This is a genomic window from Bacillus sp. CH140a_4T (assembly GCF_008923725.1).
In the GTDB taxonomy this organism is placed as follows: domain Bacteria; phylum Bacillota; class Bacilli; order Bacillales; family Bacillaceae_G; genus Bacillus_A.
The window spans coordinates 91,046-111,165 of sequence record NZ_WBPF01000019.1 but is presented as its reverse complement, the minus strand read 5'-3'; the positions used below and the strand labels follow the sequence as shown (position 1 = coordinate 111,165).

14 protein-coding genes are annotated in these 20,120 nt (G+C 34.7%); 7 read left to right on the top strand and 7 right to left on the bottom strand.

Features of this window, described 5'->3' with window-relative positions; all coding sequences use genetic code 11:
* Nucleotides 1–28 precede the first annotated feature (28 nt).
* From F8162_RS20755 to F8162_RS20745, 3 genes are all read right to left on the bottom strand, one after another.
* Nucleotides 29–1,912: a vWA domain-containing protein gene (locus tag F8162_RS20755; RefSeq protein WP_151635665.1), complete on the bottom strand. Its 1,884-nt coding sequence runs from the start codon at nt 1,910–1,912 to the stop codon at nt 29–31.
* A gap of 3 nt (nt 1,913–1,915) precedes the next feature.
* Complete coding sequence (locus F8162_RS20750; protein WP_076542363.1) at nt 1,916–2,809, bottom strand: ATP-binding protein; 894 nt, start codon at nt 2,807–2,809, stop codon at nt 1,916–1,918.
* A gap of 127 nt (nt 2,810–2,936) precedes the next feature.
* Nucleotides 2,937–4,466, bottom strand: a complete 1,530-nt coding sequence (locus F8162_RS20745; protein WP_151635667.1) for a cardiolipin synthase — start codon at nt 4,464–4,466, stop codon at nt 2,937–2,939.
* Between the two features lie 391 nt (nt 4,467–4,857).
* On the opposite strand from F8162_RS20745, the gene F8162_RS20740 reads away from it, so the two are divergent.
* Together F8162_RS20740 and F8162_RS20735 are read left to right on the top strand one after the other, a co-directional pair.
* Nucleotides 4,858–5,193, top strand: coding sequence for a cobalt transporter (locus F8162_RS20740; protein WP_151635669.1), 336 nt, complete (start codon nt 4,858–4,860; stop codon nt 5,191–5,193).
* Nucleotides 5,194–5,683: 490 nt separating this feature from the next.
* The gene (locus F8162_RS20735; protein WP_151635671.1) at nt 5,684–7,387 is read left to right on the top strand and encodes a putative bifunctional diguanylate cyclase/phosphodiesterase; all 1,704 of its coding nucleotides are present in this window, start codon (nt 5,684–5,686) and stop codon (nt 7,385–7,387) included.
* Between the two features lie 31 nt (nt 7,388–7,418).
* On the opposite strand, the gene F8162_RS20730 is transcribed toward F8162_RS20735, so the two are convergent.
* The gene (locus F8162_RS20730) at nt 7,419–8,816 is read right to left on the bottom strand and encodes an amino acid permease (RefSeq protein ID WP_151635673.1); all 1,398 of its coding nucleotides are present in this window, start codon (nt 8,814–8,816) and stop codon (nt 7,419–7,421) included.
* 449 nt (nt 8,817–9,265) lie between these two features.
* Between F8162_RS20730 and treR the strand changes: the two genes are divergently transcribed.
* The 3 genes from treR (at nt 9,266) to treC (ending at nt 13,323) form a co-directional block, all read left to right on the top strand.
* Complete coding sequence (gene treR / locus F8162_RS20725; protein ID WP_151635675.1) at nt 9,266–9,976, top strand: trehalose operon repressor; 711 nt, start codon at nt 9,266–9,268, stop codon at nt 9,974–9,976.
* A 244-nt stretch (nt 9,977–10,220) separates the two neighbouring features.
* On the top strand, nt 10,221–11,648 hold the full coding sequence (gene treP, locus F8162_RS20720; RefSeq protein WP_151635677.1) for a PTS system trehalose-specific EIIBC component: 1,428 nt from the start codon (nt 10,221–10,223) through the stop codon (nt 11,646–11,648).
* A gap of 13 nt (nt 11,649–11,661) precedes the next feature.
* Complete coding sequence (gene treC / locus F8162_RS20715; protein WP_151635679.1) at nt 11,662–13,323, top strand: alpha,alpha-phosphotrehalase; 1,662 nt, start codon at nt 11,662–11,664, stop codon at nt 13,321–13,323.
* Between the two features lie 32 nt (nt 13,324–13,355).
* Here treC and gerKC read toward each other — a convergent pair whose 3' ends face one another.
* The 3 genes from gerKC to gerKA are packed head-to-tail and all read right to left on the bottom strand — an operon-like array spanning nt 13,356 to nt 17,050.
* On the bottom strand, nt 13,356–14,480 hold the full coding sequence (gene gerKC, locus F8162_RS20710; protein WP_151635681.1) for a spore germination protein GerKC: 1,125 nt from the start codon (nt 14,478–14,480) through the stop codon (nt 13,356–13,358).
* Nucleotides 14,461–15,567, bottom strand: a complete 1,107-nt coding sequence (locus tag F8162_RS20705; RefSeq protein ID WP_151635683.1) for a GerAB/ArcD/ProY family transporter — start codon at nt 15,565–15,567, stop codon at nt 14,461–14,463. The genes gerKC and F8162_RS20705 overlap by 20 nt, the downstream gene beginning before the upstream one ends.
* A complete protein-coding gene (gerKA, locus tag F8162_RS20700; protein WP_151635685.1) occupies nt 15,548–17,050 on the bottom strand; it encodes a spore germination protein GerKA in 1,503 nt (500 codons plus the stop codon). Before gerKA ends, F8162_RS20705 begins: the two co-directional genes overlap by 20 nt.
* 352 nt (nt 17,051–17,402) lie before the next feature.
* Here gerKA and F8162_RS20695 point away from each other — a divergent pair, with 352 nt between their 5' ends.
* Nucleotides 17,403–19,235 (top strand): GAF domain-containing sensor histidine kinase, encoded by a 1,833-nt coding sequence (locus F8162_RS20695; protein WP_151635687.1) that lies wholly within the window; start codon nt 17,403–17,405, stop codon nt 19,233–19,235.
* 1 nt (nt 19,236) lies between these two features.
* Nucleotides 19,237–19,878, top strand: a complete 642-nt coding sequence (locus F8162_RS20690) for a response regulator (protein ID WP_151635689.1) — start codon at nt 19,237–19,239, stop codon at nt 19,876–19,878.
* Nucleotides 19,879–20,120: the final 242 nt, after the last annotated feature.

Sequence of the window (20,120 nt, the reverse complement as noted above, 5' to 3'; positions counted from 1 at the left end):
AAACAGGAGCGACAACGCTCCTGTTTTTCTATTCAATCGTCTTCAGTAATAACTTTTTCAATAGTGGTTTAATCTTCAGACGTAAATCTTCAGCGTGATTTGCAACTAGGAAGTGATGGTTATAAATGTTCTTCATTAATTGATAAGTTGCTTCTTTCGCTTCACCTTCTTCGATGAAGATTCCGATTACTTCCATACCACTTTTACGAGCAAGTTTGACAGCCTCATGCGTATCTAAAATACCGTCTTGTTGATAGTCTAGCGCAGAAGGTTCACCGTCTGTAAAGACAAGTAAGAATTTATGCTTTTCTGGTCTTTTTGCAAGCTTTTCAGAAACGATACGAATAATATATCCGTCGCGGTTATCTTCTTCTTCGCGGAGCTGCATAATTTCGGGACCAACGTTTGGTAACGTTGAATTTTTATACGTTACAACCTCATGGATAACGTTCGGCTTATCTTCAGGTTTAGCACTAGAAGCATCTTCCCAAAATCCGCTAATAGCGTGCGGGATTTTTAAAGATTTCAATGCTTCATGGAATAGGACCACACTCTTTTTCGTTTCTTCCATTTTGTTATACATAGAACCAGAGCAGTCCACTAGTAATTGGAATGCAACGTCGAGTTCTTGTGATTCTTGCCCTTTTTTATAAAACATGCGCGGCTGCTTTTCAGTATAAATACGAAGGAATTTCTTACGAAGTCTTCCGTAATATTTATCACTATTTGCATTCGTTTTATTCTCAATCGTTTTTTCGATAATTTTCTTTAATTCTTTTACATCTTTATTAACGACTGATTTGATAGCTTGGTAATCTTTTTTCTCATCGGTATTTGCTTTGCGAGCTTCTTTAAATGTATGAGAAGCACCAACGTTATACTTACCGTATGCACCCTCGTTTTGGCTAGAAGCGTGTGAAGCTCTTGCTTCTTCTGTATCAGCGCCATCAAAGTTGGATTGTGTACTCTTTTGAGAAGTACCTTGTACAGAACCAAGTGCTTGGTCGCCATCTTCTGATTCACGAGCAGTATCGCCCATCATGTTTGTTTTTGTTCCGCTTTCTAATTCAAAGCGTAAAAAGTTCTCGTTTTCGTTATTTTTATTTTCACGATGCCATGTGGAGAAACTTTCATCCATTTTGTTTTTATTTTCATCGTCATCTATGAGCTGCGTATCATCATTTGCTAAATCTTCGACGCGACAGTTCTTTTCGTCTGCAATGACAGATAAATAAAGCGGAGCATGTCCGAAATAATTATTAAGCATATCACTTTCTAGAAGTCCTTCTAAACGATAGCGAATTTTTTCAACGATATACATAATGTCTTCTGTATTACGAGCTTGGAATGTTTCATGCAAAATTGCTTCAATTTGCTCGAAATATTCATTATTAAACATTTCATATTTATCGCTCGTTAATGAAAGATAGCAGAGACAAAATAGACGATCACTGTGATAGTTACGAACACGATTGATTTCATTTTGTGAACCAAAGTAATTGCGATACATTTCTTTTCTTCTTTTAAAAACATGTTTTGTGCCAGGGCGCAAGTTTTTTACGATTTCCTCAACACGTAAATCTTCTAATAGAACAAATAATTGTGTTAAAAACTTTTTTAAAGGTGATTCTTGTAATTCAATCGCATAAGAACGAATTAAAGTCATGTCCGAGTAATGTTTATTACCAAGTGCTTTTAAAAACACTTCGCTTTTTAATCCGATTACTGTATCCTCTTCTTTTCGATCATCCCAAAAGTGACTAATGACGACCTTTTTTTCAATTTCGTCGTAGTATGCTTTATAGCCATACTCAAGGTAGGCATCGTCTTCTTTTAGAAGAGCATACATTAAGTTTTCCATTTGTAGAAACAGCGACGCATCAATTTTTTTGTCACTAAAAATTTGTCTCATGAATTATCCCTCAAAGAAATAACTTTCTGCTAATTCACGGACAGTCATTTGTTCTGTTTCATCGTTTAATTTTGCGATAATACTACGTTCAATTGCACGCATAACAGGAATATATACACCTAAATCACATGCGTCGATAATGCCACGAATACTTGCTGCTTCTTCACTTACACGTCCATCACGAGCTAAAGGCATAAGGTCGCTTGCAAATGCAACGAACTTTTCAATTGTTGCAACATCATTTAATTTTGATTCAGATAGTAATAGTTCTTTTAATGTGTCACCTTGAATGTATGGAACTTCAATAATAACGAAACGGTTTTTTAATGCTTCGTTTAGTTCACTTGTTCCAACGTAACCTTCATTAATTGCTGCAATTACACGATACTCGTCATCGCCATATACAACCTCTTGTGTAAATGGATTTGTAATCATTTTACGGTAATCTAATGCACCGTGAAGAAGTGGTAACGTTTCAGGTTTTGCCATATTGATTTCATCAATATATAGGAAATGACCGCTCTTCATTGCTTTCATAAGAGGACCGTTAACGAATGTAACTTCAGATGCGCCATCTTTTGTTTGTAGTGTGTTGTATCCTAAAATACCTTCTACATCTAAGTCAACAGAACAGTTAATGCTATGCATTGGTTTTTGGAATAAAGAAGAAAGAGTTTCCGCTAGTACTGTTTTACCACTACCAGTGGGCCCTTTTAATAGAATGTTTTTGCCAAGGAGAAGTGCTGTAATAGCATCTTCAATGATGCTGTTATCAGATGCTTTATATATTTTCTTTCCAATTAAATGTGCATTTTCACCGGCTTCTTGCTTATTCTTTTCGTGAATTGTAGAAAGCTGTTGTTTTAAATCAGCATGTATATGAAATTGTTCTAACATGTATTTCCCACCTAACATTATTTTCATAAAGTAATACATCTTATGATAACTTGTTTTAATATGGTATGCAAAGAAAAGGAAAGGGGAGAAATACAAAAGAAAAAGCAATCAATATTACATTGATTGCTTACAGTAAAGGAGAAATGAGTCGCATGAAAGACTCTAATATTCGTTTTTTGATACTTCTTTTTTGGAATGCGTTCCATTTAATTTCAGTGGAATGATTAAAGTCATTTTCAAAATCACGTTTTATATCATGAACGGTTTCTGATTCATATAGTACGCTAATAAGTTCATAATTTAATTCAAAGCTACGTACGTCCATATTTGCTGTTCCGATTGTAGCGATTTGATCATCAACAAGTACAATTTTTGCATGCATAAAACCATCTTTATAACTGTAAATGGAGGCACCGGCTTTTAAAAGTGGAGTGAAGTAGGACTGAGATGCTTGGTCACTAATAATACTATCACTTTTACCAGGATATAAAATGCGTACATCTATGCCAGATATTGCACTTAAACGTAATAAAGTTAAGGTTTCTTGATCTGGAATAAAGTAGGGTGTAGCGATCCAAATCGATTTTTTTGCAGATCCCATAACAGCTAATAATGTATTGCGAATGCTTTTATCATCTGAGCTTGGTCCGCTCGCTACAATTTGCACAGCGCCTTCTGCATTTGAAATTTCTTTACCTGGGAAGTATTGTCTATTCATAAATTGATCCCAGGAATAAGTATTCAAACCACTAGATGCATAGAGCCAGTCCTCTAGAAAGATTGCTTGTAATTTATATAACGCTTTTCCTTCTATTTTTAAATGACTATCACGCCAAACGGGAAACTTCTTTGAACGGCCAAGGTATTCATCACCGACATTGAGACCTCCAGTAAAACCAATTTCTCCATCTACAATGACAATTTTACGATGGTTACGATAATTGACAGTTTCAAGTAACCAAGCTGAAAAAATAGGGTCAAATTCTACAATTTCAATACCAGCTTCTTTCATAGGTTGTAAAAATCGTCTTCTTAAAGTGTTACTTCCGAGGCCATCATAAAGGAAGCGTACAATAACACCGTCTTTTGCTTTTTTGATTAAAGCGTCTCGAACTTTTGTACCAATTTCATCAGATTTATAAATATAGTATTGAATATGTATGTGATGTTTTGCTCGCTCGATCGCTTGCAAAATTTCTGAGAATGTTTGATCACCATTTGTTAAAAGCTTTGTAGTTGTTTTATCTGCGGCAGGTCCGCCTCCAAATTTTTGCACGACTTTTGTTAAATGTGTAGAACGTTCATGTAAGGGGACTGTGAGTGATAATTCTACTCGTCTTCCTTCTAATATTTCACGGAATAACTTTCTTTGCTCTTCTGAACGATGTAGATGTTTTTTTCTTCTCCAACGGCTACGCCCGAAAATCGCATATAAAAGGACACCTACAAGAGGAAGAAGTGCTAATACTAAAAACCAAGCTAAGGTGCTTTGAGGAGACCTATTTTCGATAAAAATAACGAATGAAATTCCTAAGATTGTAATAGACCATAGGGCACCGACAAATGTATATAAAGAAATAAACGATGTATTTAATAGGAAAAGAACGATAGATATAATTACAAATATTGTTAATAATTGAACGATAGGCTTCTTCATTTCGATAAAATTCCTCTAATCTTTCTTAAATATAAACTTTTTATATAAAAAGGTATAATCCGACATTCTTATTATAAAGTGTTTTATTTTTTTTACAAAATATAGACATTTTCCTCATTCTTTCCGCATTTGTCCTACATACAGTATATTGTTATGTTATTATCCTGCTATTTGCTGGCTAATAAACAGTGTAAGAGGGACAAAACCCTTGCCTCTTATATATAGGAAGGGTTATAACCATATTCTAGAATTGTAGCAGGGGCATCATAAAGACCAGGATATAGTTATCTGTATTACGCGGCTTCTTCTTAATTATATAGGTTACCAACAAGGTTCGTACTATTCATACAATACCTATTAAGATGAGAAAAGGGAAAAGGAGAGGGGAAACATGAATTATATAGACAATAATGGATTGTATTATCGTCATAATCATGGAGGGCACCATCATAATGGCGGACATCACCATCATGGCGGACACAATCACCATGATTATCACCACCATCACAGTGGCGGATGGGGCTGGGGTGGAGGCTCATGGGGCGGTGGATTTTTCCCTGGAAGTTTTGCTGGAGGTGTGTTAGGTGGGCTTACAGCTGGCGCGTTAACGGGTGCAGCAGGTGGAGGCTACTATCCAGCACCGTATCCAGTAACTTATCCAGCGCCATATCCAGCACCATATCCAATGCCATATCCGGGTTATCAGCAAATACCATATCCGTATTAAACTAAAAAAAGAGGCTTTCCTCTTTTTTTAGTTTAATACATTATTTATAAAATATTTCCAAAAAAAAGGTGAAAATATGTTAATATTTTGTTATTGTAATTTTAAAACATATATACTAATTTTAATTTTTATATTATTATTCGTGAATAGTTGTATAGTATGCTCAAATGTCTATTTCGCTAGTAAAGTAAAGAGGTTAGATGTAAGTAGAATTAGTAGGAAACTAGGGTTGTATAGAGCTAGTTATAAAGGTATGTAAGAGAATGAAGAATCTATAATAAGGTAAGCTAATTATAGTGATAAGAAACAACTATTTATAATTGAAACGGTATTATATTGCTTTTTATTACAAATAATATTATGTTATTTGAATCGGCATATTTCAAAAGTGATGTATGTAAAGGACGATTATTAGGAAATGAAATGTCTCTATTTCTATGAAAAGAAACAAGTTGTGTTTTAGTCAGATAGGAAGCAAGGAGAGATGCGCATGCTAGAACAAAGAGGTCATGCATTATATGACTCTTCATTGCGAGATTTAAAGTTAGCATTAGATGAGTCTTCAATTGTTGCGATTACAGACCGAAATGGTCTTATTACATATGTAAATGATAAGTTTTGTGAAATATCCAAATATCCACGAGAAGAGTTAATAGGGAAAGATCATCGTATTTTAAATTCAGGACATCACCCGAAAACATTTTTTCAAGTTCTTTGGAAGCGTATTTTGAGCGGAAAAGTATGGAGAGGTGAAATTCGAAATCGAGCAAAAGATGGGACATATTATTGGGTTAAAACAACAATTGTTCCATTTTTAAATGAAAAAGGAGAGCCATATCAATTTATTGCGATCCGAAATGATATTAGTAGTAGGAAAGAAGCAGAACAGAGGTTGCGTTTAAGCGAAAGCCGTTATAGGGAGCTTGCGTATCATGATGCTTTAACGAGTTTGCCGAACCGACTACAGTTAATAACGACTGTCAACGAGATGATTGCAGGCAAAAAAGAATTTGGTATGATTTATTTTGATTTGGATCGTTTTAAATTTGTAAATGATACGTTAGGTCATATGATAGGGGATTTACTTTTAAGCGAAGTTGCTTCACGGTTGCATTATGTGCTAGGAGAGAAAGATGTTCTGGCTAGGCTGGGTGGCGACGAATTTGTGCTGTTAACAAAAAATCATACGCAAGATGAAATGAGGCAGCTTGCGACATCTGTGTTGTCATGTTTTCAGGCACCATTTATGCTTGAAGGTCATGAAGTATACATTTCAGCTAGTCTGGGACTTTGCTCATATCCGCAAGACGGACAAGATGTGGAAACGCTATTGAAAAATTCGGATTTAGCTATGTACAGTGCGAAAGAACAAGGCAGAAATGCCGCATGTTTCTTTACAGATGAGTTACGTGCAAAAATAAATCGTAGAATGAAAATTGAATTTGCTTTGCAAAAGGCAATTCGTGATGAAGAGTTAGATGTGGCGCTGCAGCCTATTATTGATTTGAAAACGAAGCGATATACTGGTATTGAGGCTTTAGCACGTTGTTCGACAGAAGAGGGGCCGATTTCGCCAGGCGAATTTATTCCAGTAGCTGAAGAATCTGGACTTATTATAAAATTAGGGGACTGGGTATTAGAAAAGTCATGTCGCTTGTTTAAAACATTGCCAGAGTATCAAGATGGACTAAAGTTATCTGTGAATTTATCCATACAACAATTAATGCAAAAGCGTTTTATTTTATCTGTACGTAGCATTTTGAGGAGAACGGGCTTTCCTCCAAATCGTTTAATTTTAGAAATAACGGAAAGCATTGCTGTGCGACATTTTGATTATATTATTGCTACATTACAAGAATTAAGAAATATGGGTATTTTAATTGCTTTAGATGACTTCGGAACAGGCTATTCTTCCTTATATTATTTAAAACAACTACCACTGGATATAGTAAAAATTGATCGTAATTTTATTCGTGAATTTCATTATGATCATGCACAGCCAGAGCGAACAATTGTAAAATCTGTTATTGAAATTGCCCATAGCTTACATTTAGCAGTAGTTGCTGAAGGGGTAGAAACAGTGGAGCAAGAAAGTTTATTACAATCTATGGGCTGTGATTACGTACAAGGATTTTATTATTCGAAACCTTTATCTGTAGGAGAGTTAAAAGAAAAATTAATTACAGATTTTTAATAAAAAAGAGAAGCCGGTAGCTTCTCTTTTTTTAATTTATTTTTTGTGAGTCCTTCATTAGTACTGGATAAAGAATAAGACCTAATACGAACAATCCGATTCCTAAGAAGAACGTTTTTAAATCAGCAGTTCCGGTTTTGATAACCCAAATAGAGTATACAAATGCTAATGTAGTAATAATTCCATCCTTTAATCGAGAGCCAGGCATTATATCGTACGTTTCTCCTGTAATAACCAGTTTGAGTTGGTATAGCGTAGAAACAAGGTATGGAATTAAATAAGCTAATGTTGCTACAACGATAGCGAAATTATAAGCTTCTGACACGGTACCAGAAATCGTTGAGAATAAGAAAATCTGCGTCATCACATTTGTAATAAATAATGATTTTGAAGGACTACCTTTTTTATTTGTTTTCGCGAAAAATTTAGGGAAAAGTCCATTCTTTGCAGCCTGATAAGGTACTTCTGAACTAACAACGATCCAGCCAACTGTAGATCCAAACAAAGATACAAGTGCAAGTAAAGCCATGATATATGCGCCTTTATTGCCAATTGCTAAATTTAGCGCGTCTACTAATGGTTTTTGAGACTCTTTTAAAGCATCTTGCGGGAGAGCGCCCATTGTAAGTAGAGTAATTGACATGTAAATAAGAAGAGCGATAATTAATCCGAAAATGGTAGCTTTTTTTACATCGCGCTGAGATTTTGCACGATTAGAAAGCATGACAGCTGATTCAATACCGATAAACGCCCAAAGTGTTGCAATAGCAGCTGAATTAATTTGTCCACCTAACGAAATGGATTGTCCTGCTTCATTCATAAATGATTGACCGTCTCCGAAATTAGAAGCATTGAAAATGAATAATGTGATTACAATAAACATTGTAAATCCGATAATTTTTGCAATGGTAGCAAGAAGATTCATATTTCCAGCTCGGTCAATATTTTGAGAAAGAATATATTGAATTCCCCATAACATAAGGCTACATACGAGGAAAGTTAATCCTTTGCCGAGTTCTAGTGAAAATCCGTTTGTTGAAAAGAGAATTTGCTTACTTTGTAAAACTGGAAAGAATGTTGATAAATATCCAGCGAAGGAAATAATAACAGATGCTGTTGCAGCCCAGTTCGCAGCCCAATATCCCCATGCTATACTATATCCTGCAACTTTTCCCGCTCTTTCGGAAGGAAACATCGCTTGAGCATAACTTTGTGGTCCTGCTTTTAATTCTGGTTTTCGAATTGCTAAATTTCCAAATACGAGTGCAATCATAAATACGCCAAGACCTGTAATACTCCATGCAAGTGTAGAACCCATTGGACCTGATACTTGTGCTAAATTTGCTGGGAGCATAAATACGCCACCGCCAACCATATTTCCAATCACAAAAGCTGTTAAAATCCATAATCCCCATTTTTTCGTTTCCATTTTTGTTAACTCCTTTGTAGTAATTTTTGCGTAAACATCATTTTTTACTAGCTTTTTGACAATAAAAAAAGAGCCATGTAGATAAAAAATACCTACATGGCTCTTCGCCTAACGTAGGTACAACGGGAATAACCCTTGTACCTACGCGTAATTTTTCCGCTAGGTTTCAAGGGTTACGTATGATGATGATGTTTTTGTGCAAATGTAACTACAATTGTTGTGTAAGTAAGCATAGTTCTTTGCTCCCTTTCTCCTCTGATTTTGAAGTTAGTATACTACATGTTTTTTTGAATGAAAAGAAAAATATAAAAATTTTTATAAAAATACGTTTTAGAGATTAAATATTTACCTGTATTTTTCCTATACTGGAAAATAAGTGAGAGATTGGCAGAAGAGTGTAGCATGGTATAATACATATAGAATTAGAAGGTGACAAGGGGCTATTGTAGATGATGAGTAAGTATGAACAAATTTATACAGCAATCAGCAAGTCTATTGATAATAAACAATTAAAAGAGGGATGCAAAATCCCATCAGAAACTGAATTAATGAAGCAATATGAAGCGAGCCGAGGTACGGTAAGAAAAGCTGTAGATTTATTACAAGAGCGTGGATATGTTCAAAAAATACATGGAAAAGGTGTCTTTGTTTTAAAGCGAAAAAATATTGAATTCAACTTTGGTGGTATTGTAAGCTTCCAAGAAGAAAATGAACGTTTAGGACGCCATTGTATTACAGAAGTCGTGGAAATGGAGAAAGTAAAAGCGATAAAAGAGGTTGCAAAGCTATTAAATGTGAAAGAGAAAACAGAAATAGATCATATTAAACGCGTACGAAATATTGATGGAGAAAAAGTAATTTTGGATATCAATCATTTTGTATCGGAATATATTCCTGGGTTAACGAGTGAAATTGCAGCGGAATCCATTTATAAATACATTGAGAAAGAATTAGGTCTTCATATTAGTTACTCACAGAGGGTAATTGAAGTGCAGCCATGTACAGAGGACGATAGAAAGTATTTAGATTTAAATGGAACAGACTATGTTGTCGTTGTGAAAAACTTTACGCATTTTTATGATGGAAGTCAGTTCGAATATACAGAATCACGCCATCGTTTAGATATTTTTCATTTTTCGGATGTGGCGCGGAGAAAATAAGGAGATGGAACGAAATAACGTTTCATCTCTTTTTTTTATCCCGCTATTTGTGGAAGTCGGACGGTCCGTAAGCACCCGATTGGTGAGGGCTGATAATCAGTGTGGGATGAACAAAACCCCCACTGATTAAAATTTCAATTTATAAAAACAAACAAACTCGTATATACGAGTGTTGACTAACTTATATATACGAGTTAATATGTAATTGTAAACGGTATCAAAAAAAGAAAAGAGGGACGGGAATATGGGGAAAGACTATCGTAAAACAGCAGAGGAAGTGTTGCAGTATATTGGTGGGAGAGACAATATTGAACAAGCTGCGCACTGTGTAACGAGGCTCCGTATCGCTTTAAAAGATGAAAGTAAAATAGATAACGATAAATTGCAGTCTGTTTCATTAGTGAAGGGAGCGTTTCATAACGCTGGGGTATTTCAAATTGTAATCGGTCCAGGAGATGTTGATCGAGTATATGCCGAATTGATAACGCTTGCAGGTATGAAGGAAGCGACAGTAGCTGACGTGAAAGACTTTGGAAACCAAAAGTTAAACCCAGTTCAAAAGTTTGTAAAAGTATTTTCAGATGTATTTATGCCGATATTACCAGCGATCGTAACAGCTGGTTTACTAATGGGAATTAACAATCTATTAGGGGCGAAGGACTTATTTTTTGAAGGTAAAAATTTATTAGATGTATATCCAAACTTAAGTGGGCTTTGGGATTTAATTAATATGATGGCGAATACAGCATTCGTATTCTTACCAGCACTTGTCGGTTGGTCAGCAACGAAGCGTTTTGGTGGTAGTCCGATATTAGGGATCGTTATGGGATTAATGCTTGTGCATCCAGCCTTATTAAACGCGTGGGATTATGGTAAAGCAGCAACTGGTTTAGATGGGCAAAAGATTGAGTACTTCGATATTTTAGGATTATTTCAAATTGAAAAGGTAGGGTATCAAGGGCAAATTCTACCCGTTTTAGTAGCGGCATTCGTACTAAGTAAAGTGGAAATCTTCTTAAAGAAACATGTACCAAATGCAATTCAATTATTAGTTGTACCCATTACAACGATTGTCGTAACAGGTGTGTTAGCATTAGGAATTATTGGTCCAGTTACACGTCATATTGGAGATTTATTAACAGTTGGATTAGTAGGTGTATATGAAACAGTACCAGTAGTTGGAGCAGTATTGTTTGGAGCATTATATGCACCGCTTGTAATTACAGGCATGCATCATATGTTTATTGCTATCGACTTACAATTAATTGCACAGCACGGTGGTACATTCATTTGGCCAATGATTGCTCTTTCTAACATTGCGCAAGGTAGTGCGGCACTTGCGATGTTCTGGATTTCTAAAAATCAAAATGATAAAAGTATGGCATCTACATCAGCAATTTCAGCATATTTCGGTATTACAGAGCCAGCTATGTTTGGTGTAAACTTACGAAATAAATTCCCGTTCTATGCAGCTATTATAGGATCGGCTACTGCAGCTATATTTATTACGCTAAATGGTGTATTAGCACCTGCTATCGGAATTGGCGGATTACCAGCATTTATTTCTATCATTCCGAAATCGATTCCAATATTTATTGTAGGAATGATTATAGCAGTTGTAATCCCATTTACATTAACATGGTTATTTGCAAAACGAGTAAAACAGAAGTAGGAGGAAGTTAAACATGAAGGATTGGCATAAAAGTGTAGTTTATCAAATTTATCCGAAGAGCTTTAATAGCTATTACAATAAAGAAACTGGTGATATAAAAGGGGTTACAGAGAAACTAGATTATTTAAAAGAACTCGGAGTAGATTATATTTGGTTAACACCGATATACCAATCACCACAAAATGATAATGGATACGATGTAAGTGATTACTACAGCATTGATCCATCTTACGGAACGATGGAAGAGTTTGAAGAGCTTTTAGAAGAAGCAAAGGCACGTAATATTGAAATTATGCTTGATATCGTTGTAAATCATAGTTCGACGGAGCATAAGTGGTTTAAGGAAGCGAAGGAAGATAAAAATAGTCCATATCGTAATTACTATATTTGGCGTGATGAAAAAAATAATTGGCAATCTAAGTTTGGCGGGTCTGCTTGGAAATATGATGAGAAGACAGAGCAATATTTTTTACATCTATTTGATGAGACGCAAGCGGATTTAAATTGGGAAAATGAAAAACTTCGTGAAGAAGTATATGATATGATGCGTTTTTGGTTTGATAAAGGGGTAACTGGATTCCGATTAGATGTTATTAATTTAATTTCAAAAGATCAACAGTTCTTAAATGATGATGGAAGTACGGCGACAAGCGATGGGCGTAAATATTATACAGATGGCCCGCGCGTTCATGAATATTTACAAGAGATGAACCGAAATGTTTTTGAAGGGAAAGATGTAATTACAGTTGGAGAAATGTCATCTACGACAATTGAGAATTGTATTAAATATTCAAACCCTGAGCGTAATGAATTAAGTATGACGTTTAGTTTCCATCATTTAAAAGTAGATTATCCGAATGGTGATAAGTGGACGCAAGCGGATTTTGATTTCATTAAATTAAAAGAGATTATGTCTAATTGGCAAATTGAAATGCAAAAGGGCGGAGGATGGAATGCGTTATTCTGGTGTAATCATGACCAACCTCGCATAGTGTCACGCTTCGGTGATGATAGAAAGTACCGAAATGAATCTGCGAAAATGTTAGCGACAGCTATGCATATGTTGCAAGGCACACCTTACATTTATCAAGGTGAAGAAATCGGTATGACAAATCCTAAATTCGAATCCATCGAGCAATATCGCGATGTAGAATCGTTAAATATATACGATATCAAGCGAGAAGAAGGATTATCAAAAGAAGAGATTATCGGGATTTTAAAACAAAAATCTCGTGATAACTCCCGTACTCCGATGCAGTGGAATGAAGAGACGAACAGTGGTTTTACAACAAGTACACCTTGGATTTCAGTGGCTGAAAACTTTACAGAAATAAATGTAGAGAAGGCATTAGAAGATAAAGATTCTGTATTTTATCATTATAAAAAACTAATCGAGCTAAGAAAAACATATGATGTTATTACAGAAGGAGAATATGCTATTTTAGATGAAGATCATGCTAAGGTTTGGGCATATACTCGTACTTTAAAGAATGAAGTACTACTCGTTATAAATAACTTCTACGGAGAAGGAATAACGTATTCTGTACCAGCTCATGTTCAATTAGATGAAATGAAGCAAGAAGTATTATTGTCAAACTATAAAGATTCAAGCAAGGATATTACAAATCTAAACTTAAGACCATATGAATCAATTGTCTATCGATATGCGAAATAAAAGGTTGTATGCCCACGCGGCATACAACCTTTTTATTTTAAGACACCGCTATATAAAATATTTACGTCTACTTCTGGTTTGAATTTTACTTTTGCATAATCTTTATTCCAATTTTTTTTCTTCCATAAGTCAGGATGATATGCGATAAGATGTCTTCCGATACCGAAAGCATCACAATTTGCTTTTTGTAGTTTGTTTGTTATTTTTTTCGCTTCTTTCGTAAGTTGTTTTGATAGGTCCTTATTTAGTTTTTTTCTGGCTTCCATTTTATAAATATTATCTCTTGGGGCTTCAAGTGCTATTACTTTTAGTTGGAGCTTAATGTGAGCATAAACATTTCCTTTTTTATCTGTTGTTATTTTTAAGTCTCGTTTTAACTTTCGATTGCTAATTTCCATTGTTAAATAATCAGATGTCTTCTCTGATTCATCGCTAGTAAGTTTTTGGGTTATACGAGCACTTGTTCCCATTTTTCCGGTTAATAACACGAATAAAACAGATTGTTTCAAAGGTAAGTGCCCAGTTAATTTATCATTGTTAAATAAAGCTAACCCGTTTGTAACTACTTCTTTTCCTTTTATTTTTATAGAAGGGAGGGTAAAGTCTTTACCGGGATCTAACATTTTTGTAGCAGCTGTTTCTAAAGTTTCTTTTGGAAATACACTCATATCTTCTAAGCTTTTCACTTTTTTCTTTAGAAAATCTCCGATTAGTAAATTTCCTACTTTCTTTTTTTCTAGTATCTCGGATGTTTCACCATCTACTGCAATAAGTTTTACTAAAGCAGTTGGGTTTGTTGGGTCCCGAAAGCTGACATCTAAATAGGGTAGTATACCTTTTTTTAGAATTTTGGTTCCTAGTAATTGAACACCATATTTGAAATAGCGAATGTTTCCAGTCACATCTTTTCTTAGGGCATCGCTTGTATCCCTTATGTTATGCCCGGTTGCTGAATGTATTTCATTCTCGAATGAAGATTGTTCTCCGTTTGAACTTTTTACGAGCTCGATTGTTTGCTGAAGTTTATTCTCTTCTGTAATATCATATCCAATACTATAAGCTAACCTTGCCTCCCTTAATGGTTCTTGATCCCAACAGCCAGAAAGGAGTGAACTAGCACATAATATAAAAAGTAATTTAACTCTTTTTTTGAACATACTGTTCTCCTTTCTTATTTCTTATTACTGAATAAAGTAGAAATAAAAGCGGAAGGACAACTATGAAAATATAGGTGAACTTATCAGTGAAAGTTGCAATTACTTTTAATTCTTCAGGCGTATCTATAAATAAGGCTACACTAAAGGCAATAATACCAACGATTGGAACGGCTTTTTTATGATTACCAAAGTTGAATATGTGTCCAATTCCGATAGAAGCAGCACAATAATAACTAGCAATAGAAGCTACAACAGTTATCATCCAAATTGGTATGAAAATCAGATCCGTTCGGTCTATAATTCCAATATGTAGAGAGCGCAATAAGTAAGCAACTGGCTCTGGAATAAGCTCAATTTGTTTTGGACTAAATACGATAAAGCAAATCCAAACAGTAAAAGTGTAAAAAATCGTTACACATCCATTAGCGATAGAAATTGCCTTTAGCTTTGCCACAGCACTTCCATTTACTTTTGGGAATGCAATCAGAATAATTTCAAAACCATACATGGCTGTAATTGTTTCCTTTGATGCTTGGATTATATTCCACCATCCGGCTTCTGTAAGGGGGAAAATATAAGAAAAGTCAGCTCGTGTGAGTCCAAGAGCAATTAAAAATGCCATTGGAACGATAAGAATGGAAGCCATGACATAAAATCGTACAATTACTTTAAAGGTGTTAAAGGCTATATAGCAACAAGCTATTGTAAATAGTATGAGAATGGCAGACCAAGGAGTGGCTTGTAAGACCCATACTTTAATGACGTTACAAGCGTTTAACATAACGGTCATACCGATAAGAGTAAAATAAAAAATATAAAAAAAACCTATTAGTTTTCCAAGTTTATTACCAAATAGCATACAAACACTTTCATACATATTTGCATCAGGAAATCGTTTTAAGAAAAGCCACATAAGTAAAATAATAAGTTGAATTGCAAGACCAGCGATGAGAGCAGAAATCCATCCACCACCTTTCGCTATTGGGTGAACCCGGTTCGGTAGAGAAAGTATGCCCACTCCGATTTGGCATTGAATAACGAAAAAGGTAAATTGAACTAGCGAAATTTTACTTTGCGTGTTTGTCACCGTTCTCATCCTCTCTCGTTACATGTTGTCGTTGCATTTTTTTCGGCTTTGGATCATGTGGTCTTTCCCAAAATGACCAAATTGGTAGTCTTACGAAAGAATCTTTCATATCTTTTACCCGCATCGGAGCGACAGGAGAAAGATATGGGGTATGAAATGAATGTAACTGGCATAAATGAACAAAAGTTATAATGAGACCGAATGATATTCCTACATATCCGAATATGGCAGCAAGAATCATTAATGGAAAACGAAGAATCCGAACTGCTGAGCTCATGTCGTTTGATGGAACGAGAAAAGACGCAATGGCAGTTAAAGCTACAACGATGATCATCGTATAAGAAACGAGTCCCGCTTTTACAATCGCATCCCCAATTACTAAACCACCTACAATACCGATTGTTTGTCCAACGCGGCTCGGCAAACGAATACCAGCTTCCCGTAATAATTCGAAAATCAATTCCATTAAGAGAGCTTCAAAAATCGGAGGGAGTGGCACTTTTTCTAATGAAGCTTTAATTGTATACACAAGTTCGAGCGGTAACACATCAGGATGAAAAGCAACGGTTGCAATATATATAGCTGGTAAGAGAAAGGCGATTAAAAAACTGACTAAGCGAATCATTCGGACGAAAGAACCGACAATCCAGCGGTTATTATAATCATCTGGTGATTGATAGAAAGCAAAAAGTGTAACAGGGACAATAAGTGCTGTTGGATCTCCGTCAGATAAAATAGCAACTCTTCCCTCCATTAAATTAGCAGCAGTTCTATCTGGACGCTCTGTATTTAATTGTTGTGGAAATGGAGAGAAAGACGTATCCTCTATAAATTCTTGTATGTATCCTGGAGGCATAAGTGCATCTGTCTTAATCTTTTCTAACCTTCTTTTCACTTCTGCAACTAGATCGTCATTAGCTATGTTTTGCATATAAGCAATAGCCACTTTCGTATGCATTTCTTCACCAAGTGTAAAATATTTAACGACGAAATTTGGGCTTTTTATGAGTTTACGAATAGAAGCTAAATTGGTTGCTAAATCTTCTACAAAACCGTTATGCGGTCCACGGACAACTCCCTCATTATCAGGTTCGGTTATATCTCTTTTTAAAGATAAAGCTGTTTCGAAAATACAAAAACTGTCGACATGTTCATGGAAATATAATGATTTACCTTGTAATAAGAGCTGTACACCATAATTTAAATTTGTTTCTTTTTTCATATTTAATGTGGAAAAAGCTTTATCTAAAGACAAATCAGACCGCGTTAATAATGGCTCAAGAGCTAATTGATGAATTAAATTTGGGTCTGCTAAAGATTCGATATATAAGATTGTCCCTTTGCCGTTTTGAAAAGGGAGATCTAATTTTTTTATATCATCTGAGTGACAGAGCTTATTTTCAATGTAATTAATATTTTCCGGCAGTGATGGAAACATATGCTTTTGGTTTTTACTCTCTTGTTGTTCTTTGTGCTCTGTCATAAATTCCACCTCTTTTAGAATAAAATTACTTCTGTTAATTTTTGTTGTTTGTGAGAAATTTATGCTTGGATTATTTAGAAAAAGTAGGGGAACGGAAAGAAAGTATATATTTGAGATATTAATATATATCTTTTGTACTATAAGGTGGTAAACCTAGCGGTATGTATAATTACATCATTCGATGAATAGGAAATTTAAGAAAAGCGATTTATAATACTAGTATTGTGTCTTGCCTTTTTAGGTACAGTACACAGCCGGTGATTGGCTAGTGGAGGTTCTTCCATTTTGCCAGTGCCGGTTTTTTATTGGATAATAGAGAAAATGAAGTTTTATAAAGAAAGAAGGGGTTGTTTTGAAGGATATAAATTCTATCTTTATGAGAGAAAAGATTGCTAGTTCTTATCTTTATTTCATTTCTTTTCTTGGTTTGATTACTATAACTATATCTTTACTTGAAATTAAAATCCCTTCTTATCCAACGATATTAATATTATTATTAATATTTATGGGGATTGCAGAGTATTTTCCTGTACGGTTTTGGAGAGGAACTAGCTCGCTTACCTTTCCAATAATTTACGCTATGAGTTGGCAGTTTGGAATCCATATAACTATTATTGCTATTGTACTCGTAACACTAATTATTCACCTGCATCGTCGTTCGCCGATACAAAGAATGTTATTTAATAGTACTCAGCATGCGCTTAGTTTAATCTTGGCCCAATGGTTTTCAAATAAATGTATGTCCTTATTAATTAACAAGATAGATATGTCAGTTCTATATGAAAATTTAATATCTTTGTTATTATTTTGCGTGTTTTTTTGTTTTTTTAACAACCGCTTTTACGATTTGTTAATGATACTCCTTCCACAACCATATTCAATCTATCAGTGGTATAAAAAAACTGTAACTGTATTTCTTTGCGAAACTTTTGGTTTCTCTTATGCAGCACTGATGCATATGTTAATTAGTACATATAGTGTGGAAGTAAACGAGCTTACAGTACTGTTTTTCTTTTTTCCACTTGTAGCAGCTTCAATTATTAGTTCTTTTTCTGTACGGATAAGGATGGAGAAGGAACGATTATATGAGTTATTTCTTATTACGACCGAAATTAGTCGAGGATTAACCGGAGGAAACTTGAAGCATATTAAACAAGCACTTAAAGGTTTTTTTGGTATACAAGCATATGTAATATGGACAAAAGATGATGGGAACTGGAATATTCTATTAAAAGATGGAAAAGTCCGCTCTCATATTTCTGATGATTCAGAAAAAAATAAGGTGTTTGAGGAACTCTCTAAAAATCTAGTATTTAATGATTGGAAAATTGGTATGGCTCCTGGAGATGAAATATTTGATAGTGTCATACGCTCACTTGTGTATTTTCCTCTTATTGTAAATGATGAACTAGTCGGAATGTTTGTTGCAGGGAAAAGTAGAACTGCAGGTTTTTTTCCAGAAGATGTACAGTCGTTAGCTACATTTTCTAATCAATTAGCTAACGTAGTTAAAACAAGGATATTGATTTCTGAGCAGGAAAAAAGAATGATTTTAGAAGAAAGAAATAGAATCGCACGAGAAATTCACGATGGTATTGCGCAAACATTAGCCGGGGTGATATTTCAACTAGAATCCGCGCAGAAAAAATACCGTGATAAACCAATAGATATGCAGCAAGTAGTAGAGAAAAGTATAAAAGATTTAAGAGGAAGCTTAGGAGAAGTTCGCTATTCTATTTATGCTTTAAAACCATATCCGACACAACAATTAGGACTTAAGCAGGCGATAGCGAGTAAAATAAAATCTTTAAAACAAGAGTACGAACTAGATATTACATATCATGAAAGAGGTCATGCACGTGCGCTTAGTTTTTCAAAAGAAAGGGTTATTTTTGATACATTACAAGAGAGTTTGCAAAACATTGTAAAACATGCAAAAGCAGAAAAGGCTGATGTTTTACTCAGCTATCAAAGTGAGCACGTGCTTTTAAGAGTTAAGGATAATGGAGTTGGTTTTTCATTATTTGAGTCTATGGTTAAAACGAAGAATGAGCCACATTATGGTATATTACATATGAATGAACAAGCTGAACAATTAGGGGCTACTTTACAGATTGATAGTTCTGTAGGGAAAGGGACAGAAATTACACTGTTAATTCCAGATTCACAAACAAGGGGTGCGTAAAATGATTAAAATATTAGTCGTAGATGATCATGCTTTTTTACGAGACGCAATTCGGAGCATACTAGAGGATGAATCTGATATGAAAGTGGTTGGAGAAGCTAGCTCTGGGGACGGAGTATTGGAAAAAGTAGAAGAATGCAGACCAGATTGTATTTTGATGGATATTAATCTTCCGGGGAAAAATGGTATTGAAGCTACAGAGTTGGTGAAAAGAAATTATCCGAATTGCCGAGTACTCGTGTTTACAATGTATGAGCATGATGAGTATTTAATGGATGCACTCCAAGCTGGTGCTGATGGGTATTTATTGAAAGATTCATCATCGGAGCAGGTAGTAGCAGCAATTCGGATGTTATATCGAGGCGATTCAGTTATTCATCCGCGTATGACTAAAAAATTAATTACATATCATCAGCAAAAAATGAAAGTAGAATCAAATGAAAATGAACTGACGGAACGTGAAAAGGAAATTCTCTTTGAATTAGTAAAAGGACTTAGTAATAAAGAAATTGCTGAAGTTCTATATATTAGTGATAAAACAGTTAAAATTCACATCAATAAAATTTTTAAAAAACTAAATGTGAAAAGTCGATCGCAAGCAGTGATTTATGCTGTTCGAAATCAATTGGTTCCGTTGGATTAAATAAGAGATGTTTAAAAGAACTATCGTGTTTCTTTATTCTATATTACAAAGAATAAAGAGCAAGGTAGTTCTTTTGTACTACGCAGACATAGAATCCTTAGAGAAAAGATACTCCTTTTGTTCAATTTTCAGAAAAATCAGAATGTGTAATAATAAATATAGAATTACATTTTAACCCTATTAATAATTCATTTTGTGAAAACCTTTTAGTGAAAATAAATTATGGGGGGCTTCTATAGAAA

What these genes read in the sequence shown, in the direction of transcription:
- F8162_RS20755 (WP_151635665.1), bottom strand. Translation starts at nt 1,912, where the DNA reads ATGAGACAAATTTTTAGTGACAAAAAAATTGATGCGTCGCTGTTTCTA.
- F8162_RS20750 (WP_076542363.1), bottom strand. Translation starts at nt 2,809, where the DNA reads ATGTTAGAACAATTTCATATACATGCTGATTTAAAACAACAGCTTTCT.
- F8162_RS20745 (WP_151635667.1), bottom strand. Translation starts at nt 4,466, where the DNA reads ATGAAGAAGCCTATCGTTCAATTATTAACAATATTTGTAATTATATCT.
- F8162_RS20740 (WP_151635669.1), top strand. Translation starts at nt 4,858, where the DNA reads ATGAATTATATAGACAATAATGGATTGTATTATCGTCATAATCATGGA.
- F8162_RS20735 (WP_151635671.1), top strand. Translation starts at nt 5,684, where the DNA reads ATGCTAGAACAAAGAGGTCATGCATTATATGACTCTTCATTGCGAGAT.
- F8162_RS20730 (WP_151635673.1), bottom strand. Translation starts at nt 8,816, where the DNA reads ATGGAAACGAAAAAATGGGGATTATGGATTTTAACAGCTTTTGTGATT.
- treR (WP_151635675.1), top strand. Translation starts at nt 9,266, where the DNA reads ATGATGAGTAAGTATGAACAAATTTATACAGCAATCAGCAAGTCTATT.
- treP (WP_151635677.1), top strand. Translation starts at nt 10,221, where the DNA reads ATGGGGAAAGACTATCGTAAAACAGCAGAGGAAGTGTTGCAGTATATT.
- treC (WP_151635679.1), top strand. Translation starts at nt 11,662, where the DNA reads ATGAAGGATTGGCATAAAAGTGTAGTTTATCAAATTTATCCGAAGAGC.
- gerKC (WP_151635681.1), bottom strand. Translation starts at nt 14,480, where the DNA reads ATGTTCAAAAAAAGAGTTAAATTACTTTTTATATTATGTGCTAGTTCA.
- gerKA (WP_151635685.1), bottom strand. Translation starts at nt 17,050, where the DNA reads ATGACAGAGCACAAAGAACAACAAGAGAGTAAAAACCAAAAGCATATG.
- F8162_RS20690 (WP_151635689.1), top strand. Translation starts at nt 19,237, where the DNA reads ATGATTAAAATATTAGTCGTAGATGATCATGCTTTTTTACGAGACGCA.